Here is a 20,688-nt window from a genome sequence, read left to right on the forward strand (position 1 = left end):
CCCCTTTGTTTGGAATCGTTTATTCGCCGACAGTCAGCAGCAGATCGCCTTCGTTGACAAAACCGCCGACTTCCACATGCACTTTTTCCACTTTGCCCCCAAATTCAGCTTCGATTGGAATTTCCATTTTCATCGATTCGATTGTCAATACAGCTTGACCAGCTGTTACAGCTTCCCCTTCTGCTGCTAAAATATTCAATACTGTTCCTGCCATAGACGCTTTTAATTCTCTCATAATGTGTGTTCCTCCTTGGTTTTTTCCATCCATTGCGGCAATACCGCTGTTGCGTAATCACCTGCTATAAATTCTTCTGATCTGATAAATTCTTTAAATAAGGAAATATTGGTTTTTACACCTGCAATTTCAGTCCGGTTGAAGAATGTCTGTGACTTCGACAGTGCATCAACACGATCAGACCCGCGTATAATAATTTTTGAAATCATTGGATCGTAGAAAGGCGTCACTAAATTGCCTTCTTCATAACCGGTTTCAATCCGTGCGCCTTCACCCCACTGAAGCTTTTCAAGCTTTCCTGGAGAAGGAAAAAAGGTTTTCGGGTCTTCCGCATAAATACGGTATTCAATAGCGTGGCCTTTGGTTTCTATCGTGTCTTGAGCGGGCAGTTCTCCGCCTCCGGCTACAATCAGCTGCCATTCAACCAGATCCAGCCCCGTCACTTCTTCTGTCACCGGGTGCTCCACCTGCAGACGCGTATTCATTTCCAGGAAATAAAACTCATTGTTTGGACTGACGATAAATTCCACGGTACCGGCATTTGTATAGCCAACCGCCCTTCCAGCCTGCATTGCAGCTTCGCAAAGGCGCTCTCGCACATCTTGCGGCAAATGCGGCGAAGGCGACTCTTCGATTACTTTCTGGTTTCGGCGCTGAACCGAGCAGTTGCGTTCATACAAATGAACCAGATTGCCTTGGTGGTCACCGAAAATTTGCACTTCGATGTGGCGGGCATCGGCAATGAATTTTTCCAGATACACAATATCATCGCCAAAATAGGCCTTGGCCCGATTTTTAACCGAAGCAAACTGTTGAGTGAGCGCTTGTTCACTTTCACAGCGCACCATGCCGATGCCGCCACCGCCTGCACTTGCTTTCAGCATCAAAGGATAGCCGATAACTGTCGCTTCCTGCAAGGCTTCTTCAAGCGTTGCCACGCCTTCTTCTGTACCCGGAACCACAGGCACCCCAGCCTGGATCATGGTTCTGCGGGACTCAATCTTGTCTCCCATTTTTTCGATGATATCGCTTGAAGGACCGATGAAAATCATTCCCGCTTCTGCTACTTTGCGTGCAAAATCGGCATTTTCCGATAACAGGCCATATCCGGGATGAATAGCATCCACACCGTGTTTCTTGGCTTCTTCAATAATTTTTTCAATTTGCAAGTAAGACTGCACGACCGGATTGGGACCGATCAGCACAGCTTGAGTCGCTTCGTTGACATAAGGCAGATCCCCATCTGCCTCAGAATGAATAGCGACCGTTTCGATTCCAAGGCGTTCGCATGTCCGAATAATACGGCGTGCAATCTCTCCCCGGTTCGCGATCAGGATTTTTTTCATATTTGAAATACCCCCTATGTTTTCTCCCTTCTATAGCATATACGAATTTTGTAAGCGATTTCAACTATTCGCCGAAATATTTCTTTTCAAAGTAAATTGAATAGCAGAATCTTCTTTCTCACATCGCTTCCGCTGCTTTGGGCAGCTGGACCGAAAGCGGAGCTGATTTGCGGAATATCAGCAGGCACAAATCAATAGTTCCACGTATATTGATTTTATCGCCGGCAAAACCAAAAATGAAATCCCTCCGAAAAGGGATTTCATTTTTGGGATTTATTGAGGAAATTATCGACTGCATCGTGGTGGGCGTCTTTTTCCCACAGGATGGCGCATCTTCTGACTTCCTGTTCGACACGTTCCTGCAGACCGGTCATGTGCCATTTGCGGATGGCCATTTCCTTGTAGGCACGGTGAACATCTGGATGGATTTTTTTCATTGATTCGAAAAACTCTTCATGGTCCTGCTCGTTGTGAATAACAGCGGATGCCCAGCCCAATTCTTTCATCTCGTTTGCGGTATACACTTTCGCTTCGCTGAGCATTTTCAAGGCTTTATCGTGCTGCAGTGTTTCCAGAAGATAAGTGCCGCCTCCCCAGCCGCTGGTGATGGCAAGAGTGCCTTGGATAAAGCCGCATTTCGCATGATCCCATACAAGCCTGTAATCGCACGCTGTAGCGATTTCGCAGCCGCCGCCGACTGCAGCGCCATTAACGACCGCTACAACCGGTACAGGCAGTGTTTTGATCGAATACAGCACATCGCTCATTCGCTTCAGCATTCCATAGGCCTGTTCTTCTGTCCGAAGCGCATGAAAAACCGAAAGGTCGCCACCTGAACAAAAAGCTTGCTTGCCGGATGCTGTAATGATGATGAGCCGGATAGAAGGGTCTTGTGCTTTTTGCACCAACTCTTCAAGCCCTGCTGTCACTTCGTCATTTACTGCGTTGCGGATATGGGGACGGTCTATCGTAAATGTCATGATGCCGTCCTTAAGGCCAATGGTGTAAGACAATCAAATCCCTCTTTTCAGGCGAATTCCTGCAGGAAGCACAAATCCGCTGCTTGCTTATGTATAGAGAAAAAGGCTATCGAGAGCCATGGCCTCTCGATAGCCTTTCAGCAGCAAATACTGTTTTATTTGCTTGCTACTACTTCTTTACCTTTGTACGATCCACATGCTTTGCAGACGTGGTGAGCCAATTTACTTTCGCCACAGCTTGGGCAAATTACCATGCCCGGCACTGACAATTTAAAATGTGTACGGCGTTTTCTTTTAGCGGTTTTGGACGTTCTTCTAGCTGGTACAGCCATTGGTGACACCTCCTTACACTAATTCTATTCATCTGACTGATCAAAATACTTTGCTAAATCAGCAAGTCTTGGATCTGGTTTTGGTGGTGCCGCTTCTTTCTCGGCTTCGTACTCTTCGTCTGTTGAATACGACCAATCGTTTCCGCCTTTTATAACGGATTGATCAGCGTCTTCCTTAAACACTTGAATCGGAATCTGGAGCAGCACGAGTTCTTCCAGTATCGGCTGAAGATCAATGACTTCAGTTTCTACGGCATGAATATCGCTAAGCTTATCTTCCTGGGCTTTTTCAGACCAATCGAAGATTTCAACCGAATCGATGTTTATCGGAAACTCAACATCCTCCCAAGTTCTGGCACAAGGCAGCGTAAGCATGCCTTCGAGATGGAGTTGGCACGTTAATTGTTGCGAACCAATTGTGCAATGTCCTGTAACATGTACAGGTGAAATTTCCCGAATATCGCTATTCCGTGATTTCACTGCTTCCAAATGAACCATTTGGTCAATTGGCAGTCCGTCTCTGCGATGCTTTTGAAGCTGTTGAATCGCTATTTTCATAAGTAATCACCTCAAGACAACAAAGTTGATTATATAATGCACAGAAAAAGATGTCAAGAAAAAATCTTGTCACTCTATTTCAAACATCGGTATACTAGATTTAATTCTACCAAAGAGGTGAGCAGATTGAAAGCTGTAGGAATTATTGTTGAGTACAACCCTTTCCATAATGGCCATCTCCATCATGCAGAGCAGGCGCGTGCGGAGTCAGGCGCAGACCTCGTCATTGCAGTTATGAGCGGCCAGTTTCTGCAGCGCGGGGAACCGGCGTTTGCCGATAAATGGGCACGGACACAAATGGCGCTGGATGCTGGCATCGATCTGGTGATTGAACTTCCTTATGTCTATGCAACGGCGCAGGCATCTGATTTTGCTAAAGGCGGGATTGCATTGCTCGAGGCAATCGGCTGCTCTTCTTTTTGCTTTGGCAGTGAACAAGGAGCGATCGCCCCTTTCCTGAACTCCCGCCAGTTGCTGACAGAACATGCAGCTGAATACCAATATCTCATCCACGAGGCAGTCCAAACTGGCATCAGCTACCCGAAAGCCCTAAACGCAGCCTATAAGGCTTTAACGGCTGACCGGGAGGGGTTTGCCGATTTGACGCAGCCGAACAATATTTTAGGATTTCATTATTTGGAAGCGGCCCAACGCCTCGGTTCTTCCATGGAGCCGCTGACGATTCAGCGGATTGGCGCCAACTACCATGACTCTATCGAAGCGGGGCTGCCGATTGCCAGCGCGACCGGAATTCGAGAAGCTTTTTTTAAAGGGGATTCTGTCGAACAGTTGTCGGCTTATATGCCAGAAACGTCAATCGCCACATTAAAAAATAGTGAAAATGACTATGGTACTTTCGGCAGTTGGGAAGGATTTTATCCGTTGCTGCGATTTACTGTTTTGCGGGATGGTCCGGAACAGCTGAAACAGTATGCTGAAGTAACCGAAGGCATTGAGAACTTGATCTACCAATCTGCGAAAACGGCTGACAACTTTGAAGCTTTTATTGCCCTCGTCAAATCCAAACGCTTTACGAGGACCCGAATTCAGCGGATGATGACGCATATTTTTACTGGATTTACGTGGCAAGAGCTGCATTCTTTTGCAGGCCCTGAATATATCAGGCTTCTCGGCATGTCTAGCACAGGAAGACTTTATTTAAACCATATAAAAAAGAATATCACGCTTCCCTTGGTGAGCCGCGCAGCTGATCTGAACGGCCCGATGGGAAAACTTGATATTCATGCCACTGCCATGTATCTGCAGGGATTAGGTAGTACAGATATGAAAAAAGAATTTACCACACCGCCGATTTACCGGGGTTGAAGCTCATCCAAAAATGCCAATGCATCTTCAATGGTATCCACCGGAACAATTTCCATCGCTGTTCCGATGTTTTCTGCAGTTTCAACGGCGATTGCATAATTGCTGTCGCCTCCGCCCTCCACCGCTTCATTTGGAGCAAAGAAAATATCAATTTCTGCAGAATCGGCCGCCATGATTTTTTGGTCAATGCCCCCAATTCTTCCTATAGACCCATCGCTTTCCATAGTTCCGGTGCCGGCGATATTGTAACCTTTTGTAATGTCTTCGTCCACCAATTGATTGAGGATTTCGAGTGTGAACATCAGGCCAGCTGACGGCCCACCGATTGCATCAGAATCGATTTCTACTTCGGGTGTCGTTTCGATGCTCTTGTCTTCAACAAAAGAAATGCCTAAGCCGACTCGGTCGGGATCGGTCGGCAATGGCGCCAATTCAATATCCGTGCTGATTTCGCGGTCTTCGCGCTCATAAAGCACCTCCACCACCTGCCCATCTTCTTTTTCACTCAGGTAATCGATAAGCTCCTGCATTTCCGCAAAGCTATTGCCATCCACATTGAGCACTCGGTCGCCTGGCGCCAAAACTCCATCCGCTGCTCCTCCTGTCAGTACATTCAGAACAAAAACCCCATTATTGCTGATTTCGTAAGGCAGTTCTGCCTGTTCAAACGCAATTTGCAGAGCATTCACTTGCGAATCGGACATAAGCTTCAACTGGCGTACGTTGTATTCTTCATCACTTTCGTGCGGGCTTCGGACTTGTTCCGGAGGCAAAATTTTATAGCCATCCTGAAATTGCGACCAGACGTATAAAGCAGGAGTTGCTGTCAGCATGGAAACCGTCATCAGGCTGAGGCTTCCTGCATCATCTTCATCCCCGCCCGCCACTTGTACCAGTGGCGACAGTTCGTAAGCGCCGCCCGGCCTTGTAATATACGAGTCCAGTTGGTAAGAGGACAGAAAAACTATAAGAGCCATCATAATAACGAGAGTCAGTAATCGTTTACTTTTCATGCAGCTCTTCCTTTCATTAGATAAAACCTTAGTTATAGGCTCTGCATAAGAAAAAGCCACGAGATTCGTGACTTATTGAAATTTTAAATAAAGGGCTTTTTCAACTGCTTCGGGCACCAAGCCTGTAATATTGCCTTTGTATTTTGCCACTTCTTTAACAATGCTCGAGCTTAGGAATGAATACTGGTTATTCGATACCATAAACAAAGTTTCTATATCTTCATTTAAAAAACGGTTCATAGATGTAATTTGCATCTCATATTCAAAATCACTGACTGCACGCAGTCCGCGTATGATGGCATTCGCTTTTACTTCTACTGAATAATCGATCAGCAAGCCGGAAAATGAATCCACTTTAACGTTTGGGATAGACTGCGTTACTTCCGCTATCAGATCCATGCGCTCATTCACATCAAATAACGGATTTTTGGATGAATTATTCATTACCACAACTTTCACTTCATCAAAAATTTTTGACGCCCGTTTAATAATATCCAGATGCCCCATTGTAATGGGATCAAAACTTCCTGGAACTACTGCAATTTTAGTCAATACGTTCTCCTTCTTCCCCCTGGTAACGGTAAATTGAAATAATGGTACTGCCGTAAAGCTCTTTCTTATAACGCTCAAAATACCTGGTCCGATCCGGAAGCTCTACTTCCCTATCGTGTTCACAGACTATAATGGCATCTTTTGTGACAATTTCCAATTCTCCCGCTTTATCCATGAGGTCGTAGGACTTTTTCATGTGGTAGGGCGGATCCAGAAACAGCAGACGCGCCTGTATGCCGTTTTTTTGAATAGCTTTGACTGCACGTTCTGCATCAGCCCGGTAAACTTCTGCACGGTCCGATAAACGCGTTTTTTCCAAGTTTGCCTGAATGGTTTCCACTGCCCGTTTGTCTTTATCGGTAAAAATGACCTGGTCAATGCCGCGGCTGAGGGCTTCAATGCCTAGTCCGCCGCTGCCCGCAAACAAATCCAGCGCGTAGCCGCCGTCAAAAAACGGTCCGATCATATTGAAAATGGATTCCTTTACTTTGTCTGTCGTCGGTCTGGTTGAATTGCCAGGCACCGCTTTTAACGGAATCCCTTTAACCGAGCCTGCTACAACACGCATATTATCGCCTCTAACTTAAATGATTTTCTTGATGCATTTTTATTGCATAATGGTAAAATGAAGACTGGAAAGGACGTGACATGATGATTCAACGTTTTATTGAACTTGGAGAAGGGTACGGAGATATTTACGAGCTCCGCGAACTCATCACAAGCAATCAGCAACGCTTTATGCATGGATTTGTTTTTGTTTCTACAAATTCACAGGGACAGGATGTCTTATCGATTGCGGCTGCATTCAAACCCGCTTCTGAAGGCAACTTTATGCCGATTTATCTTTGCCGCGAAGGGATCCCACTCGATTCCAAGCGTTTGGACATTTTCGAGCAAACTGTTTCAGAACTTGGCCATACCCCCATTAAAATGGAAGTCAAGCATTCATCCGTGTACGCAGATAGAAAATTCTATCATAGCCACTTGATTTCGGTTTTAAGATTAAACCATTATATTCCGCCAATGCAATAATCAAAGGCCGATTTTGTAATCGTATTCCTTTGCTTTATCAGGCTTGGCGTTTTCATATTCTGTTTTGAGCATTGGGCGGTAGGATTCGAGTACTTGTTTTACATATGGCAATTTATTTAATTTCGTTTTGGTTGTTTCTATGGCATCCTGATCCATATAGAGGACTACATATTTCAATTTGCGGGAAATATAGTGGACATGCCCAAACTTCCGCAGCGATTTAGCTTGTTTCAAATGATGCACATAGACAATGAGGCCTTGGCGATCATGCATAAGTATCCCTCTTTTCTTAGCTTCTAGAATACCATAGGAAAGAAAAAAGCCGCAACCGAATAAACTGACAGCACAGCACTCAGTTCGCTATACTGTTTTTATTACAGAATTCCAGGGAGGTAACACAACGTATGGGAAAAAAGACAAAAATCGGCTTGGCAGCCGCTGCTGTCGGAGCGGCTGCTTGGGCAGGATCTAAAGCTTTGGCCAACCCGCAGTTCCGTCCTGCTAAAGAAGTACTGAATTATGAACGCCCGATCGTTCTTGCACACCGTGGCGGCGCCAAATTGGCACCGGAAAATACCTTGGCTGCATTCAACAGGTCAGCAGATCTTGGCGTACACGGATTTGAAATCGATATCCGCATGACCAAAGACGAAGAAATCCTTGTGTTTCACGATGAATACATTGACCGCACTACTGATGGAGCTGGCCGAGTTGCAGATATGTCCCTTGATCAGTTGAAAGCTTTTGATCTTGGCTATCACTTTATCGACCTAGAAGGCAAGCATTCGTATCGCGGCAAAAATGAACAGGTTGTGCTGCTTCGTGAACTGATTGAGAAATTCCCGCAGATGTATATTAATATTGACATTAAAGATGATCCTGAGACGTATGAGGGCAGTTTAGTGCCTTCCAAGCTGTGGCGCCTGATCGATTCGCTTGGCGTACAGGACCGGGTAGCCGTAACATCTTTTTATGATGAGCAAATCGACCGTTTCAATTTGTATGCGCAAAACCGGGTTGCAATTGGCGCAGGAGAAAATGAAGTCAGAAAAGCTTACGCTTCCTACAACAGCCAGTTTGGCCATTTGTATCACCCGCGTGCAGATGTGTTCCAGATTCCGGTGAAGTCATCGGTATTCCGTCTGGATTCTCCCCGCTTTATTGCATTCTTGGAGAATTTGAACATCCCGGTGCATTATTGGGTGATCGATGAAGCAGAAGCTATGCGAACATTAATTAAAGCTGGAGCCAAAGGCATCATCACCGACCGGCCCGATCTTGCCGTTGCTCTTATCTCAGAAATGGAAGAGTAACTTATATAAAAAAAGTGCAACGCAAGCGTTGCACTTTTTTTATGGAGCTATTTAAAATTGCACGGTCAGGCTGAACAAGAACAGCCGCCGCCTGTGCCGCAGCTGCCGCCGCAGGAAGATTCTGATGAAAAGAAAGGATTCGAGGAAGGAATTTTTACCGCCTCTGATACCGATCTGCCAAGGATAAAACTTACCTGGTCCATCAGATCCTGCAACTCGTTTTCCATTAAACGCAGATTGGCTATCTTCTCATTGAGGTCCAATCGCCGTTTGTCCACACGAATTTGCTTCATCACCCGTGAGTATTCCGGATGATATTTGCCAAAACGCTGAACTTCTTCATATTGGTCTTTTAATCTTGCGAAGGCCTGAATTTCTTCCGCAAGACTTTTATCGTTATAGACAGAGGCATAGGCTTCCCTATAGAGGTCAGCTTGCTCTGATTGTAGAATCATTTGGCTTAGCTCGTCTGCAAAGTCAGTTATTTCAGCCCATTCATAGGTCATAATCATAGCAGATTCCTCCTTTACGCTTTAATCATAGCAGATATATTTAAATTTCACTATAGACAGGAAAGGATTGTCAGCATGAGTCTTTTAAACGATCAGCTTGCGCGTATTGTAAAAAACAGCAGTTCCGAAGATCTTGAGATGTTGGGCGACTACTTGACAAATTTCGAGAAAAAACAGCAAGGTGACTTTGCTACGTATTTAAGTGCTGCCCTGAACATGACACGTGTCACCGATGAACATTCTTCTGTTGTTTCTATACCCAATACCGCTTTTATCCACAATAACGTTAATATCCCGCATGGCGGAATTCTCGCGGTTCTCCTCGACACTGCAATGGGAACGCTTGCCAACAGCAAATGCCAGCCCGGCTTTAGTGCTGTTACCACAAACTTAACGATCCACTACTTGACCGTGGCGGATGAAGACAGCATAAGCGCCAAAGCTCGCATCATACGCAGCGGCAGGCATACCCTGGTAATAGAAGGGAACATTTTTCAGCAAGACGGAAAGCATATTGCTACAGCGACCGGCACTTTTTTTATCGTCCCTAAAAATTCAAAGCCTGCTATTGCTCAAAAGCAGTAGCAGGCTCTTTTTCAAGAAAAATCTGTGTATAATATTTGCCGAACACGCCAACTCCCGTTTGGTTGTATTCATTGCTGAGCAGCGTATTGCGGTGTGCATCTGAATTGATCCAGCCATGTACGGTTTCCGCTGCATCATAATAGCGAGTGGCTGTGTTGACTGCCGCTTGTTCAAAATCAATATTGGCTCGTTCCAACCTGCCGTGCAAATCATTGATCTCCATTTCCTCGGACAGGAAATTTTGCTTTGCCATGTCTTCACTGTTTGCTTCTGACACCATGTTTGCCAGAGGGTTAACCGCCAAAGGCATGGTGGAATGATGCAGACGGTAAACATTTACCAAATCAACAATCTGATTGGCATTTCCTTCGTCTATGGAACGCTGCTGTGTGGAGGATGGGGTCTGTACCGGCAGCAGCTCACCTGAATACATAAGATCGTAAGGCTGATGGCGAATCAAGGTCTCCGCATCCATAAAACGGACGGCCTCTAAAGCACGGTCTTTTGAATCAATGTACAATTGTGCATAGATGCCATCAAACTTGACCAGGATCCGCTTGTCCATATCCTCAGCCGTGACATTGAATGTGTAAATATTCGTTCCGTATTTAACCGTTATTTCATTTTCAAGTATGGTGAAGCGATATACTTCATCGAGATTTTGGCCAATCTTATATGGTGCTGCATCTACTGCAGTCCCAGCAGTGTAAACCTGGACCACTTTGCCGTCTTTAACCCCTGTCATGATAAAGTTGGAGTAACTGGCGTTATATACCCACCATTCGTAGCCGTATGCTGAAGGTTCTTTCCGCTCGGGTTCCCCGTATTGTTCCAGCCATTTATCGCTAGACTCGCCTATAAAACTTGAAATGCCCGTAGTAGGACGAGCAACGTCTAAAGTTTCATCCGCAATATTTTCGCTTGGCAAAGGATCTACCGTTCGTGGTGCTTCCAGAACATCATTTTCATTTATTGATGGATCCAAATAAAATAAACCGATTAGAACTATCGATAGAAAAATCATAATGCGCAGCAAGTCTTTCAATCGAACAGCCCCTTTGCTATTGTATCTTTAGATGTTGAATTTATATATATTATTATAACAGTCGCCTCTACACTGACACAATCTAGCCATTGCAACAACTTAAATTATGATCTATTATTAAAGGAGTATGTAGTCTTTTTTGTTATAGAGGAGGAGAGATCCTATGTATTTTGAAAATACAGGACTTGAAAACATTCACGTAGATATCGAATTACTTGAAAGCATCATGAACAAACACGGCTTGACCAAAGAAGGACAATGGGATTACGAGCGTGTCACTTACGACCGTAAATTCATCATTCGCGAAGGCACTTACTATTTGCGGGTATTTGCATACGCCACTAATGGTGACGTTGATTCCAATGACGCTACTATGCGTGTTATGAAGCCGGCACTTGGCAAACACTATTATCCGCACGGTGTGGAATACGGTGAAGATGAAGATTTCCCTGAACACTTGATTAAAACGTGCATCGGATTATTGAGCTCGATCAAAAAAGAAGTTCAAGGTTTCGAAATTAACGTATAAAATTTCCGCAGTTCAGCAATTGAACTGCGGTTTTTTTAAACGGCCATAAACATTTCAACTTAATTAAGGAGGATTCGATCAGTGAAGTGGTTGACGAAGAAAACTGTAACAATCGCTGTTGTCATAGCAGCCTTGATTTTAATCTCCATCTACATATTGCCAGTTTCCATTCCATTGATCATCGCTTTGATCACTGCTATTTTTTTAGAGCCACTTGTTAATTTTATACATAAAAGGTTCAAATGGCATAGAAAGTCGGCTGTTATATCCGTATTCATCCTTTTTTTGGTAGTTGTTTCCGGTTTGCTTTATTGGACTGTAACTCAATTAATCGGGCAAATTATTCAGTTTTCGAAAATGGTGCCGGAATACATAAACTCCTTGTCCATTATGTGGGATGAATTTCAACGGTTCTTTTTCCGTTCAACAGAAGATATGCCTGTCGAAGTGGTTTCTTCATTTGAAACTGAACTGGCAGGATTTATAGAAGGGATTCGCGATTGGATACTGACGATTGTCAATTACGATACTGTCTCTAATCTGCTGACTGGCATACCTTCTTTTCTCGTCAGTTTTATTGTGTTCCTCATTGCATTATTTTTGTTCATGCTGGACTTGCCTGGCTTGAAAATCATGCTTTTCAAGCGGTTGAAAGATTCTACGGCCGAAAAAGTCCGTTTCATGTTTGCACGTTTGAACAAAGTAATTTTTGGATTTTTAAAAGCACAATTTCTGGTGAGCTGCATTATTTTTGTTGTTTCACTCGTTTCACTTGCCTTTATAGCGCCAGAATATGCAATTGTTATGTCTTTGCTCATTTGGCTAATTGACTTTATTCCGATTTTGGGTTCGATTATTGTTTTGACTCCCTGGTTTATTTATGAATTTATCACAGGTGATATTGTTCAAGGAACACAATTGGCAATTCTGGCGCTCGTATTGCTGATTATCCGCCGAACAGTTGAACCAAAAGTTATGGGTACACAGATTGGACTTTCGCCTTTAGCGACTTTGATTGCAATGTTCATAGGGCTGCAATTGATCGGCTTTCTCGGATTTTTCGTCGGTCCGTTAATAGTCATCCTATTCACATCAGCACGTGAAGCCGGCATGATAAAAATTGATTTTAAAGTATAAAAAAAAAGGAACCTCAATGGGTTCTTTTTTTTATCCGCCTAAAATAGCTTTGAATACTGAAGTTGTATGGCCGCCTTCATAAAATACATAGAGCAGCAAATAAACCATAACGCCTGTTATCGCAGTTGAAAACCAAACGACACTGGTAATTGGACCGATTTTTCGGTGTTTCGCCAATTGGTTTTTCCATCCCCAGTAAATGGTGATCAATCCCATGACACCACCTGTGGTCGCCAATGTGATGTGGAAAATCAGGAAGATCGTATAAAAGATTTTCAAATCGTCGGGTCCGCCAAAAGCAGTATTCCCGACAAAAATGGTGCGTGACATGTAGATGATGAAGAACGTCAGTGCCGCAGCACCAGCCCCCACCATCACTTTCTTGTGGGCTTCTATTTGGCGGCGACGGATCAGATTCCAGCCAATCGCTACCAAAATTGCGCTTAATACGATAAAAAATGTACTGATAGTCGGCAATAGCGGCAAATTCATTTAAGTTATTCTCCTTTAGGTTTCATTAAGCATTGTGTCTGTGATAAGCCATGTCTTTGCGGTCTTGCAAAACTTTCGCTGTAATCTCATCAGCTTTGTCCGTCTCATTGCGCAGCCATTCGTGGAATACGAGCCATAGGAATACGGTAAAAACAAGTTCCTGAAGCACTTTCATCGTTATTCCGCCTGTACGCTGATCTTCAATCGCTGACATCGTAGAGAATAACTCAGGGCCTGATAAATTTAATTGCGACAAGGTACCAGCAGGCACACACAATGCCATAGCCTGCAGCCATGCCTCTCCATCTGTATAGGTAGCATAAAAAGGAGTTCCGCTGAAGATGATCAGTGCACATGCAGGAGTCATCAGTACGCTTAATCCGAACAAGTATGCCAGTTTGCTCAGCCCATGGAATTTGTGCATGCCTTCCAGGTTGTTAACGACCGGCCACCAATAGAATATGGCAGAGGTGAACAGGACAATGTTTACAGCACCATGGATCCATACATCCTGTTTCACAAAATCAAAAACCATCGGAATGTGATAAAACGAAAAGACCATTCCAAACAGGATCAGGGCCAGCATGGGTCTAGTCAGAAAATTGAATAACGGTTTAATTACCGGCAATCCAATAAACGCTCTCCAGATATAAGTCGGTATCCCCATGATTAACAATGGTGGAATCAGCAGCAGCAATAGCGCCATCTGAACCATATGCATGGTAAACAGAATATGGCCATATAAATCTACAGGTGAACCTTTAATAATATAAAGCAGGACGATGCCTGATACAAAAAGTGCAGCTTCCCTTATGCTAAGCGGCTGATTTCCTTTAAACTTTCCACGCCACTTTGTAGTAGCCAAAAAATATAGAATCGTCACCAGAACGAGGACTGCTAAGTAAACGGGACTCCACAAAGCTTGAAACCCGAAGATACTGATTGGCATGTAATGGGACCTCCTTTTCCTCAAGTACCCTCATTATATAGCGGCTTGCCCACTATATCAATGAACGAACTATGAACAATACGAAATGTGGAAGCGCCCCGATAGATTCGACGGGCATAAGACAGATCAGCAGTGCGGCGTTCTTTGCCGCGCAGCTGGAATGGCTTATGACCCTAGAATCTGGGCGCTGAAACTGGACAATACGAAATGTGGAAGCGCCCCGATAGATTCGACGGGCATAAGACAGATCAGCAGTGCGGCGTTCCTTGCCGCGCAGCTGGAATGGCTTATGACCCTAGAATCTGGGCGCTGAAACTGGACAATACGAAATATGGAAGCGCCTTGAAGACAGGACTACATCAAGATTAACTATATATATTGATATAAAGAAACCAACTCTCCCCCATTGCTTCGACCGCAGCGGTATGCTTTTTCACATCTCGCATGAGCACATCCCCATTCTCTTCACAAGGCGATTTAAGACTTTCTCAGCCTCCTATTATAAAGATTCCTTCTATACAGAAAAACCCCTTACCTCGAAAGGTAAGGGGTTTTAAGGAGAGCCTACCACCAAACAATTGTTACTAATGCAAGAACTGTGATGAAAGCTACAAACATGCCACAGAACATAAAGAACGCAACCATGCCGTGTCCTTTACCGCTCATGTGCATGAAATAATACAGTTGAAGAATAACTTGAATACCCGCTAGCAAAAGAATAATCGGAACGATTAGATAGGTTGAAAATCCAGCTGCAACCATAGTAAAAGCAATTAATGTCAAGAAAATCATAATTGCGAAAGTTGCTAAGTGGCCTTTCATTTCATCTGCTCTTTTTTTCTTTGCGTACTCGAATTCTGCCTGCGACCTAACTTGAATATGTGTATCGTGTGCCATTATCCGATCACTCCCATCAAATAGACGACAGTAAAGATGAATACCCATACGACGTCAATGAAATGCCAGTATAGCGAAGCAAGGTAGAACTTCGGTGCGTTGTACATATTTAGTCCACGTTTAGAGTTGCGGATCATCAGTGCAATAAACCAGCTTAGACCGAATAATACGTGAGCTCCGTGCGTTCCAACTAAAACGTAAAATGCAGAACTAAATGCACTATTTGTAAAACCAAATCCTAAGTGAACATAATGGTTGAACTCATAAATTTCCAGCCCCAGGAATGTTGCCCCAAGAATGACAGTTATGCCCAGCCAAGCCTGCATCGCTTTAAAGTTATGGTTTTTCATGTGATACATTGCATAAACACTTGTCAGTGAAGATGTTAATAGAATCATTGTCATTGCAAAGACTAGTGGCAGTTCAAAAAGTCCAGCGGCAGAGTACTCCATGCCGCTTGGTCCTTTGTCTTTTAATGCAAGATAAGTTGCGAAAAGCGAAGCAAACGTTACTGTCTCAGCAGCAAGAAGCAACCAGAAACCAATAAACTTATTTTTTCCTTCCAACGTAGCCGTTTCAGGATGATCCGGCCATGATTGAGGGGTATATTTTTGATTAATGTCCATCGGTTTTGCCTCCCTTCGCGTCTTCAAGCAATTCTGCTTTCGTAATATGGAAACCTAGATCATCTTTCAATGAACGCAAGAGCATTGAGCCGAACAGAATCAACATACCGATGACCAAGACTGCCAACGCCCATGGCTTGTCGCCATCGAGGAAGTACAAAGCTCCGAATGAAGCAATGAACATCCCAAGCGACATCACGAAAGGAATAATCGAACCATTCGGCATGTGGATATCGCCAAGAGGTTCAGCGAAGATCATGCCTTTTTTGTTGCCTTCCATTTTTTCGATCCAGTACGTATCAAGACCGCGAACTAATGGAGTTTGTGCAAAGTTATAGAATGGCGGCGGAGATGGAATTGCCCATTCCAATGTACGGCCGTCGCCCCATGGATCATTGCCTACACGCTCATTTTTAATCGTTGTCATCACAACATTGACTAGCATAATGATAACTCCGATTGCCATCAATACAGCACCTGCTGAGCTGATTGCATTGAATAGATCCCAGCCCTGGTCTGCTCCGAACGTGTACACACGACGCGGCATACCCATCAAGCCTAAGAAATGCTGGATAAAGAATGTTAAATGGAATCCGATGAAGAAGAACCAGAACGTCCATTTTCCAAGTTTTTCACTAAGCATTGTTCCAAACATTTTTGGCCAGTATAAATGTGTACCTGCTAGAATCGCTAATACAACACCACCGACAATAACATAGTGGAAGTGAGCTACGATAAAGTAAGAATCATGCAACTGATAATCCAAAGGCGCGATTGCTTGCATAACCCCTGTAACTCCACCTGCTACGAATGAAGGAATAAACGCTACAGCGTAAATCATTGGGACTGTGAAGGAAATGTTTCCTCCCCAGATTGTTAACAACCAGTTAAAGATCTTGATGCCGGTTGGGACAGCAATGATCATAGTTGCTAAGGCAAACACAGCGTTAGCAGTTGGCCCTAAGCCGACTGTAAACATATGGTGAGCCCAAACCATGAATCCGTAAAAACCGATTAGGATTGTAGCAAAAACAAGTGCCGTGTATCCAAACAAGCGTTTACGCGAGAAGATTGCAAAGATTTCGGAGAAAATACCGAAAGCTGGCAAGATAAGAATGTAAACTTCAGGGTGACCAAAAATCCAGAATAAATGCTCCCAAATAATTGTGTTACCACCCATATCAACTGCGAAAAAGTTAGCACCGAACAAACGGTCAAAAATCATGAAGAAAAGTCCCACTGTAAGTGGTGGAAATGCCAACAATATTAAAGCAGAAGCAACAAAAGTTGTCCACGTGAACAATGGCATTCTCATATACGTCATGCCTGGAGCACGCATATTGATGATGGTTACCAGGAAGTTAATTCCTGCAATCAATGTACCAAAACCAGATATCGTCAATCCAAGTGTATAAAAGTCAATTCCGTGCCCTTCTGATGCTAGCGCCAACGAAGCATAGTTCGTCCAACCTGCATCTGGTGCGCCTCCCATGAACCATGAAAGGTTCAAGAAAATTCCACCAAAGAAAAACAACCAGAAACCAAGTGAATTTAAGAATGGGAAAGCTACGTCACGCGCGCCGATTTGCAAAGGCATAATCGCGTTCATGAAAGCCAGTAATATTGGCATCGATGCCAAGAAGATCATGGTAGTACCGTGCATTGTTATAATTTCGTTATATAGTCCGGCACTTAGGAAGTCATTTCCAGCTTTCGCCAGCTGGATACGAATCAACATCGCTTCTACACCACCAACCAGGAAGAAAAAACCACCTGAGATGAGATAAAGGATCGCGATTTTTTTATGGTCGACCGTTGTCATGAAGTCCCAAATAGTAGCGCCGAAGCCCTTTTTTTGAGCAATAGAACTCACACTGTAAACCTCCCTTTTTTAAGCTTTATTCTACTCTTCAACTGATAAGCCCATTAAGTAGGCTGCAAGAGCATCGAGTTCTTGATCTGACAATTCTTCTCCATCATTCAAAGAAGCTGCGTCTGGCATCAAGTTGCCAGGCTTGTATTCCTGTGGATCTTGAATCCAATTTTTAAGATTTTCTTCATTGTGCTCTAAGTATCCTGCAACGCGGTTGCGGTCGCCGAATGTTGCCAAGTTAGGGCCGACTCCACCAGTTCCGCCTGCACCAGAAGTAGCATGGCAAGAAATACATGCCAATCCGTCAGCTCCGAATAATTCTTCCCCTTGTTGTGCAAGGTCGCCTTCGGCAGCAGCCGGTTCTTCTTCTTGCATTGCTGTTACCCATTGGTCAAACTCTTCGCGATCCACAGATTTCACTTTGAAATCCATCAATGCGTGAGAAGGTCCGCAAAGCTCAGCACATTTACCATAAAATACACCATCTTCAAGTTCTGAAGATTGCTGGTCAAATGATAAGTAAAATGTATTGACGTTTTCAGGGTTGACGTCCAATTTCCCGCCAACAGATGGAATCCAGAATGAGTGCTTGATGTCCGCAGAAATTAAGTTAAAGTAAACGCGTTCATCAGTCGGTACGACCAATTCCTGTGCAGTTACAATTCCTTGTTCCGGGTATTCAAACTCCCACCAGTAAAGTGCAGCTGTAACATTGACTGTCAGATGTGTTGAAGTGCCGTCTTCTGCCTGAACGTCCATAGTGGAAACGTCAGCCAAATCGAATGTAGAATAAACAGTTGGTACAGCAAGAACCAATAAGAGAACAATCGGAACAGCTGTCCACAAGAACTCTAATCTTGCGCTTCCTTCAACTTGCTCAGGGATCATGTCTTCCCCCATTTTAGAACGGCGGAACTTAACAATTGCTAAAACGAAAATGATCGATACAACAATAATAACGAATAGCATAACGATGGATGATAAGATCAATAGATTAAATTGATCTTGGGCAACTTCGCCAGCTGGTATCAAAGTCGAAATTTCTTCACGTCCGCATCCTGCAAGAAAAACCAATAATGTGGTCATCAATGCAAAAAGCCGCCATTTTTTAATTCCTTTCATCATAGCTTTTCATACCCCTCTCATTTAAATAATTACTCTGTAGAAATGGACGTTAAATGAAGACAGCAAAAATGATCATTGAAACAAATAGAATGGTCATATAGTTCAATGAATAAATAAACATCGTCTTTGCCCATTTCAAGTCATCAGCTACTTTAAATCCACGAATGGCCAATACTAGCCAGCCGATATTCAAAAGTGTCGCTAAGATGATGAAGCCTATCCCAAGTTCCATTAACAGGAATGGCAGAGGGAAAAGCATTACAACCCATGCAAGCATCGATTTTTTTGTGCGGTGAAAACCTTTAACTACCGGTAGCATTGGAATATTCGCTGCCCGATATTCTTCTGTTCTTTTCATAGCCAGCGCATAAAAATGCGGCGGCTGCCATATGAACATAATCAGAAATAATGCCCAGGCACCCATGCCGAGTGTCGGTTCCACGGCAGCCCATCCGATAAGCGGTGGAATTGCACCTGAGATGCTTCCAACAATCGTGTTGCTGACATGGCGTCTTTTTGACCACATGGAATATAAGACGACATAAGCTAAAACTCCGGCTATCCCCAATACACCAGCTGATACAGAAGCGGAAAACAAAAACAATTCGCCTATAACGATGAAAGAAACAGCTAGTGCCAATACAGCTGATGGCTTGAATCTTCCTGTCACTGTCGGACGTGCTTTTTTACTTTCCATCAAAGGGTCTATATCCGTATCGATGTAATTATTCATAGCTGCAGAACCCGCGATGATCAGTGCTGAACCGACGATAGTATAGACAAGAATATCCAGCTCGTTCAGAAAATGTCTGTCGGAAAACTGAAATGCAAGCCACAAACCTGTGAAGACAGTTATTAAATTAGAATTGACAATCCCAATTTTTATAAGTGCCAGAAAGTCTTTCAGGAATGTGGTCGCTTCCGGTGCTTCATGAGTATCTGCAGACATTGCCCGGCCGTTTGACATGTAAGTCCCTCCTTTCAAAGTTGTAAGCATATTCCGCTAACCATAACTATATCTAAATTCCAGTTGTTTTTCTACATATAACTGAAATTTCCTGATAAAAGAGATGATTTACACGTAATTGGTCTCACTAATATCCATCTCTAATCATACCTTAACAATCACACTATTTTAAGATAGAAAAATAATAGTTTTTGAACAGTTTGTGAAGCTCTATTTATTATGTCCAAATCTTGAAAGTTTCCACTATTGCTGATTTCTCGTTGTATTTTGAAGAAACTTTCGCTATTATCGAGTATGCAGGCATATGAACGTTGAAAAGTTTTCTATAGAAAAAGTAGGTGGAATTTTGAAGCAAAATAGATATATAAAATGGTTTGCTGTTGCAGCTACCGTCGGCATGTTATTTATTCTTCTGGGCGGTGCCCTTGTCACAAAAACCGACAGTGGTTTGGGCTGCGGCCGAAATTGGCCGGATTGCAATGGCAAACTGATTCCGGATAATATTACTGCTGAAGTATTGATAGAGTTTTCCCATCGCCTCGTTACGGGTGTTGTTGGCATTTTGATTGTCATTTTGGCAGTCTGGGCATGGAGAAAATTCGGACATGTACGCGAAACAAAATTTTTAGCAATCATGGCTGTTTTCTTTTTAGTTTTGCAGGCATTGATCGGAGCGGCTCAAGTACTTTGGGGACAAGGCGATTTTATCCTGGCGCTGCATTTCGGAATTTCCTTGCTGTCGTTCGCTTCCATTTTACTTTTGACACTGCTGATTTTCGAAGTAGACCGCAAGTTTGATGCTGACCGCTTGCAGATCAGCAAAAAGTTGCGCTTTCATACGCTGGGTGTCACTTTGTATTCCTATATTGTGGTTTATACCGGCGCATTGGTCCGCCATACGGAATCCAGCCTGATCTGTTCAGATTGGCCGCTGTGCCGAAATGACGATTTTGCATTGCCTAGCAACATGTATGAATGGGTTCAAATGGGACACCGCGCAGCTGCTGGCTTGATTGTCATCTGGCTTGGTTACATTGCCTGGCATGCAATCAAAGAGTACAAAAATCAGCGCGTGATTTACTGGGGCTGGATCATTGCTTTTGCTATCGTCCTTCTTCAAGCGACCACCGGGATGCTCGTTGTCCTGACAAAGTTGAACTTGTTTGTCGCACTACTTCACTCGTTATTGATTTCCATGCTGTTCGGTTTACTGTGTTATATGGTGCTGCTCGTTTCGCGCAGCCGAATCAAAAAATCTTCATAA

The 20,688-nt window shown here is 43.7% G+C and carries 25 protein-coding genes; 7 read left to right on the forward strand and 18 right to left on the reverse strand.

Going from position 1 to position 20,688, the window contains the following annotated elements:
- Window positions 1-19 precede the first annotated feature (19 nt).
- From QOZ98_RS03400 to QOZ98_RS03420, 5 genes are all read right to left on the reverse strand, one after another.
- Window positions 20-235, reverse strand: coding sequence for a biotin/lipoyl-containing protein (locus QOZ98_RS03400; protein WP_142826642.1), 216 nt, complete (start codon window positions 233-235; stop codon window positions 20-22).
- Complete coding sequence (locus QOZ98_RS03405; protein ID WP_308786096.1) at window positions 232-1,581, reverse strand: acetyl-CoA carboxylase biotin carboxylase subunit; 1,350 nt, start codon at window positions 1,579-1,581, stop codon at window positions 232-234. The genes QOZ98_RS03400 and QOZ98_RS03405 overlap by 4 nt, the downstream gene beginning before the upstream one ends.
- A gap of 260 nt (window positions 1,582-1,841) precedes the next feature.
- Window positions 1,842-2,594 (reverse strand): enoyl-CoA hydratase/isomerase family protein, encoded by a 753-nt coding sequence (locus QOZ98_RS03410; protein WP_308786097.1) that lies wholly within the window; start codon window positions 2,592-2,594, stop codon window positions 1,842-1,844.
- 122 nt (window positions 2,595-2,716) lie between these two features.
- Window positions 2,717-2,893: a 50S ribosomal protein L32 gene (gene rpmF, locus QOZ98_RS03415; RefSeq protein WP_006828847.1), complete on the reverse strand. Its 177-nt coding sequence runs from the start codon at window positions 2,891-2,893 to the stop codon at window positions 2,717-2,719.
- 24 nt (window positions 2,894-2,917) lie between these two features.
- Complete coding sequence (locus tag QOZ98_RS03420) at window positions 2,918-3,451, reverse strand: YceD family protein (protein ID WP_308786098.1); 534 nt, start codon at window positions 3,449-3,451, stop codon at window positions 2,918-2,920.
- Window positions 3,452-3,577: 126 nt separating this feature from the next.
- On the opposite strand from QOZ98_RS03420, the gene QOZ98_RS03425 reads away from it, so the two are divergent.
- Window positions 3,578-4,777 carry a nucleotidyltransferase gene (locus tag QOZ98_RS03425; protein WP_308786099.1) on the forward strand — a complete coding sequence of 400 codons (1,200 nt, stop codon included), beginning with the start codon at window positions 3,578-3,580 and terminating at the stop codon, window positions 4,775-4,777.
- On the opposite strand, the gene QOZ98_RS03430 is transcribed toward QOZ98_RS03425, so the two are convergent.
- The 3 genes from QOZ98_RS03430 to rsmD all read right to left on the reverse strand — a co-directional run bounded on the left by QOZ98_RS03430 (window position 4,765) and on the right by rsmD (window position 6,910).
- On the reverse strand, window positions 4,765-5,790 hold the full coding sequence (locus tag QOZ98_RS03430; RefSeq protein WP_308786100.1) for a SepM family pheromone-processing serine protease: 1,026 nt from the start codon (window positions 5,788-5,790) through the stop codon (window positions 4,765-4,767). The genes QOZ98_RS03425 and QOZ98_RS03430 overlap by 13 nt on opposite strands.
- Window positions 5,791-5,862: 72 nt before the next feature.
- Window positions 5,863-6,342: a pantetheine-phosphate adenylyltransferase gene (gene coaD, locus QOZ98_RS03435; protein WP_308786101.1), complete on the reverse strand. Its 480-nt coding sequence runs from the start codon at window positions 6,340-6,342 to the stop codon at window positions 5,863-5,865.
- Window positions 6,335-6,910 carry a 16S rRNA (guanine(966)-N(2))-methyltransferase RsmD gene (rsmD, locus tag QOZ98_RS03440; RefSeq protein ID WP_308786102.1) on the reverse strand — a complete coding sequence of 192 codons (576 nt, stop codon included), beginning with the start codon at window positions 6,908-6,910 and terminating at the stop codon, window positions 6,335-6,337. The genes coaD and rsmD overlap by 8 nt, the downstream gene beginning before the upstream one ends.
- A gap of 83 nt (window positions 6,911-6,993) precedes the next feature.
- Here rsmD and QOZ98_RS03445 point away from each other — a divergent pair, with 83 nt between their 5' ends.
- Window positions 6,994-7,374 (forward strand): DUF7147 family protein, encoded by a 381-nt coding sequence (locus tag QOZ98_RS03445; protein WP_308786103.1) that lies wholly within the window; start codon window positions 6,994-6,996, stop codon window positions 7,372-7,374.
- Here the strand turns inward: QOZ98_RS03445 and QOZ98_RS03450 are convergent, their stop codons facing one another.
- Entirely contained in the window at window positions 7,375-7,647 is a 273-nt protein-coding gene (locus QOZ98_RS03450) for a YlbG family protein (protein WP_308786104.1), read from the reverse strand. It lies immediately after the preceding gene.
- A 131-nt stretch (window positions 7,648-7,778) separates the two neighbouring features.
- Between QOZ98_RS03450 and QOZ98_RS03455 the strand changes: the two genes are divergently transcribed.
- Window positions 7,779-8,687, forward strand: a complete 909-nt coding sequence (locus QOZ98_RS03455; RefSeq protein ID WP_308786105.1) for a glycerophosphodiester phosphodiesterase — start codon at window positions 7,779-7,781, stop codon at window positions 8,685-8,687.
- A 65-nt stretch (window positions 8,688-8,752) separates the two neighbouring features.
- Here the strand turns inward: QOZ98_RS03455 and QOZ98_RS03460 are convergent, their stop codons facing one another.
- Window positions 8,753-9,199, reverse strand: coding sequence for a YlbF family regulator (locus QOZ98_RS03460; protein WP_142826653.1), 447 nt, complete (start codon window positions 9,197-9,199; stop codon window positions 8,753-8,755).
- Between the two features lie 75 nt (window positions 9,200-9,274).
- Here QOZ98_RS03460 and QOZ98_RS03465 point away from each other — a divergent pair, with 75 nt between their 5' ends.
- On the forward strand, window positions 9,275-9,784 hold the full coding sequence (locus QOZ98_RS03465) for a PaaI family thioesterase (RefSeq protein ID WP_308786106.1): 510 nt from the start codon (window positions 9,275-9,277) through the stop codon (window positions 9,782-9,784).
- Here the strand turns inward: QOZ98_RS03465 and QOZ98_RS03470 are convergent.
- The gene (locus QOZ98_RS03470; RefSeq protein ID WP_308786107.1) at window positions 9,765-10,829 is read right to left on the reverse strand and encodes a CAP domain-containing protein; all 1,065 of its coding nucleotides are present in this window, start codon (window positions 10,827-10,829) and stop codon (window positions 9,765-9,767) included. The two genes, QOZ98_RS03465 and QOZ98_RS03470, sit on opposite strands and share 20 nt — an antisense overlap.
- Window positions 10,830-10,992: 163 nt before the next feature.
- Here QOZ98_RS03470 and QOZ98_RS03475 point away from each other — a divergent pair, with 163 nt between their 5' ends.
- The gene (locus QOZ98_RS03475; RefSeq protein WP_308786108.1) at window positions 10,993-11,358 is read left to right on the forward strand and encodes a YugN family protein; all 366 of its coding nucleotides are present in this window, start codon (window positions 10,993-10,995) and stop codon (window positions 11,356-11,358) included.
- Window positions 11,359-11,439: 81 nt separating this feature from the next.
- Window positions 11,440-12,495: a sporulation integral membrane protein YtvI gene (ytvI, locus tag QOZ98_RS03480; RefSeq protein ID WP_308786109.1), complete on the forward strand. Its 1,056-nt coding sequence runs from the start codon at window positions 11,440-11,442 to the stop codon at window positions 12,493-12,495.
- 30 nt (window positions 12,496-12,525) lie between these two features.
- On the opposite strand, the gene QOZ98_RS03485 is transcribed toward ytvI, so the two are convergent.
- The 7 genes from QOZ98_RS03485 to cyoE form a co-directional block, all read right to left on the reverse strand.
- Window positions 12,526-12,987, reverse strand: coding sequence for a DUF420 domain-containing protein (locus tag QOZ98_RS03485; RefSeq protein WP_308786110.1), 462 nt, complete (start codon window positions 12,985-12,987; stop codon window positions 12,526-12,528).
- A gap of 25 nt (window positions 12,988-13,012) precedes the next feature.
- Window positions 13,013-13,936 (reverse strand): cytochrome c oxidase assembly factor CtaG, encoded by a 924-nt coding sequence (gene ctaG, locus QOZ98_RS03490; protein ID WP_308786111.1) that lies wholly within the window; start codon window positions 13,934-13,936, stop codon window positions 13,013-13,015.
- A 564-nt stretch (window positions 13,937-14,500) separates the two neighbouring features.
- Entirely contained in the window at window positions 14,501-14,833 is a 333-nt protein-coding gene (gene ctaF, locus QOZ98_RS03495; protein WP_308786112.1) for a cytochrome c oxidase subunit IVB, read from the reverse strand.
- Entirely contained in the window at window positions 14,833-15,459 is a 627-nt protein-coding gene (locus tag QOZ98_RS03500) for a cytochrome (ubi)quinol oxidase subunit III (RefSeq protein WP_308786113.1), read from the reverse strand. Before QOZ98_RS03500 ends, ctaF begins: the two co-directional genes overlap by 1 nt.
- Entirely contained in the window at window positions 15,449-17,332 is a 1,884-nt protein-coding gene (locus QOZ98_RS03505) for a cytochrome c oxidase subunit I (RefSeq protein ID WP_308786114.1), read from the reverse strand. Before QOZ98_RS03505 ends, QOZ98_RS03500 begins: the two co-directional genes overlap by 11 nt.
- Window positions 17,333-17,362: 30 nt before the next feature.
- The gene (gene coxB, locus QOZ98_RS03510; RefSeq protein WP_308786115.1) at window positions 17,363-18,457 is read right to left on the reverse strand and encodes a cytochrome c oxidase subunit II; all 1,095 of its coding nucleotides are present in this window, start codon (window positions 18,455-18,457) and stop codon (window positions 17,363-17,365) included.
- A 49-nt stretch (window positions 18,458-18,506) separates the two neighbouring features.
- Complete coding sequence (gene cyoE / locus QOZ98_RS03515) at window positions 18,507-19,424, reverse strand: heme o synthase (RefSeq protein ID WP_308786116.1); 918 nt, start codon at window positions 19,422-19,424, stop codon at window positions 18,507-18,509.
- Window positions 19,425-19,728: 304 nt separating this feature from the next.
- On the opposite strand from cyoE, the gene QOZ98_RS03520 reads away from it, so the two are divergent.
- Window positions 19,729-20,688, forward strand: a complete 960-nt coding sequence (locus QOZ98_RS03520) for a COX15/CtaA family protein (RefSeq protein ID WP_407676693.1) — start codon at window positions 19,729-19,731, stop codon at window positions 20,686-20,688.

The organism is Planomicrobium stackebrandtii, assembly GCF_030814955.1.
Lineage (GTDB): Bacteria > Bacillota > Bacilli > Bacillales_A > Planococcaceae > Planococcus > Planococcus stackebrandtii.

Excerpts from the sequence above, each read along its gene's own strand:
- rsmD (WP_308786102.1), bottom strand. The coding sequence starts at position 6,910 with ATGCGTGTTGTAGCAGGCTCGGTTAAAGGGATTCCGTTAAAAGCGGTG.
- cyoE (WP_308786116.1), bottom strand. The coding sequence starts at position 19,424 with ATGTCAAACGGCCGGGCAATGTCTGCAGATACTCATGAAGCACCGGAA.
- QOZ98_RS03460 (WP_142826653.1), bottom strand. The coding sequence starts at position 9,199 with ATGATTATGACCTATGAATGGGCTGAAATAACTGACTTTGCAGACGAG.
- ctaF (WP_308786112.1), bottom strand. The coding sequence starts at position 14,833 with ATGGCACACGATACACATATTCAAGTTAGGTCGCAGGCAGAATTCGAG.
- ctaG (WP_308786111.1), bottom strand. The coding sequence starts at position 13,936 with ATGCCAATCAGTATCTTCGGGTTTCAAGCTTTGTGGAGTCCCGTTTAC.
- QOZ98_RS03450 (WP_308786104.1), bottom strand. The coding sequence starts at position 7,647 with ATGCATGATCGCCAAGGCCTCATTGTCTATGTGCATCATTTGAAACAA.
- QOZ98_RS03455 (WP_308786105.1), top strand. The coding sequence starts at position 7,779 with ATGGGAAAAAAGACAAAAATCGGCTTGGCAGCCGCTGCTGTCGGAGCG.
- coxB (WP_308786115.1), bottom strand. The coding sequence starts at position 18,457 with ATGATGAAAGGAATTAAAAAATGGCGGCTTTTTGCATTGATGACCACA.
- QOZ98_RS03405 (WP_308786096.1), bottom strand. The coding sequence starts at position 1,581 with ATGAAAAAAATCCTGATCGCGAACCGGGGAGAGATTGCACGCCGTATT.
- QOZ98_RS03465 (WP_308786106.1), top strand. The coding sequence starts at position 9,275 with ATGAGTCTTTTAAACGATCAGCTTGCGCGTATTGTAAAAAACAGCAGT.
- QOZ98_RS03445 (WP_308786103.1), top strand. The coding sequence starts at position 6,994 with ATGATTCAACGTTTTATTGAACTTGGAGAAGGGTACGGAGATATTTAC.
- QOZ98_RS03485 (WP_308786110.1), bottom strand. The coding sequence starts at position 12,987 with ATGAATTTGCCGCTATTGCCGACTATCAGTACATTTTTTATCGTATTA.
- QOZ98_RS03430 (WP_308786100.1), bottom strand. The coding sequence starts at position 5,790 with ATGAAAAGTAAACGATTACTGACTCTCGTTATTATGATGGCTCTTATA.
- QOZ98_RS03400 (WP_142826642.1), bottom strand. The coding sequence starts at position 235 with ATGAGAGAATTAAAAGCGTCTATGGCAGGAACAGTATTGAATATTTTA.
- QOZ98_RS03420 (WP_308786098.1), bottom strand. The coding sequence starts at position 3,451 with ATGAAAATAGCGATTCAACAGCTTCAAAAGCATCGCAGAGACGGACTG.
- QOZ98_RS03500 (WP_308786113.1), bottom strand. The coding sequence starts at position 15,459 with ATGGACATTAATCAAAAATATACCCCTCAATCATGGCCGGATCATCCT.
- QOZ98_RS03520 (WP_407676693.1), top strand. The coding sequence starts at position 19,729 with ATGAACGTTGAAAAGTTTTCTATAGAAAAAGTAGGTGGAATTTTGAAG.
- rpmF (WP_006828847.1), bottom strand. The coding sequence starts at position 2,893 with ATGGCTGTACCAGCTAGAAGAACGTCCAAAACCGCTAAAAGAAAACGC.
- QOZ98_RS03475 (WP_308786108.1), top strand. The coding sequence starts at position 10,993 with ATGTATTTTGAAAATACAGGACTTGAAAACATTCACGTAGATATCGAA.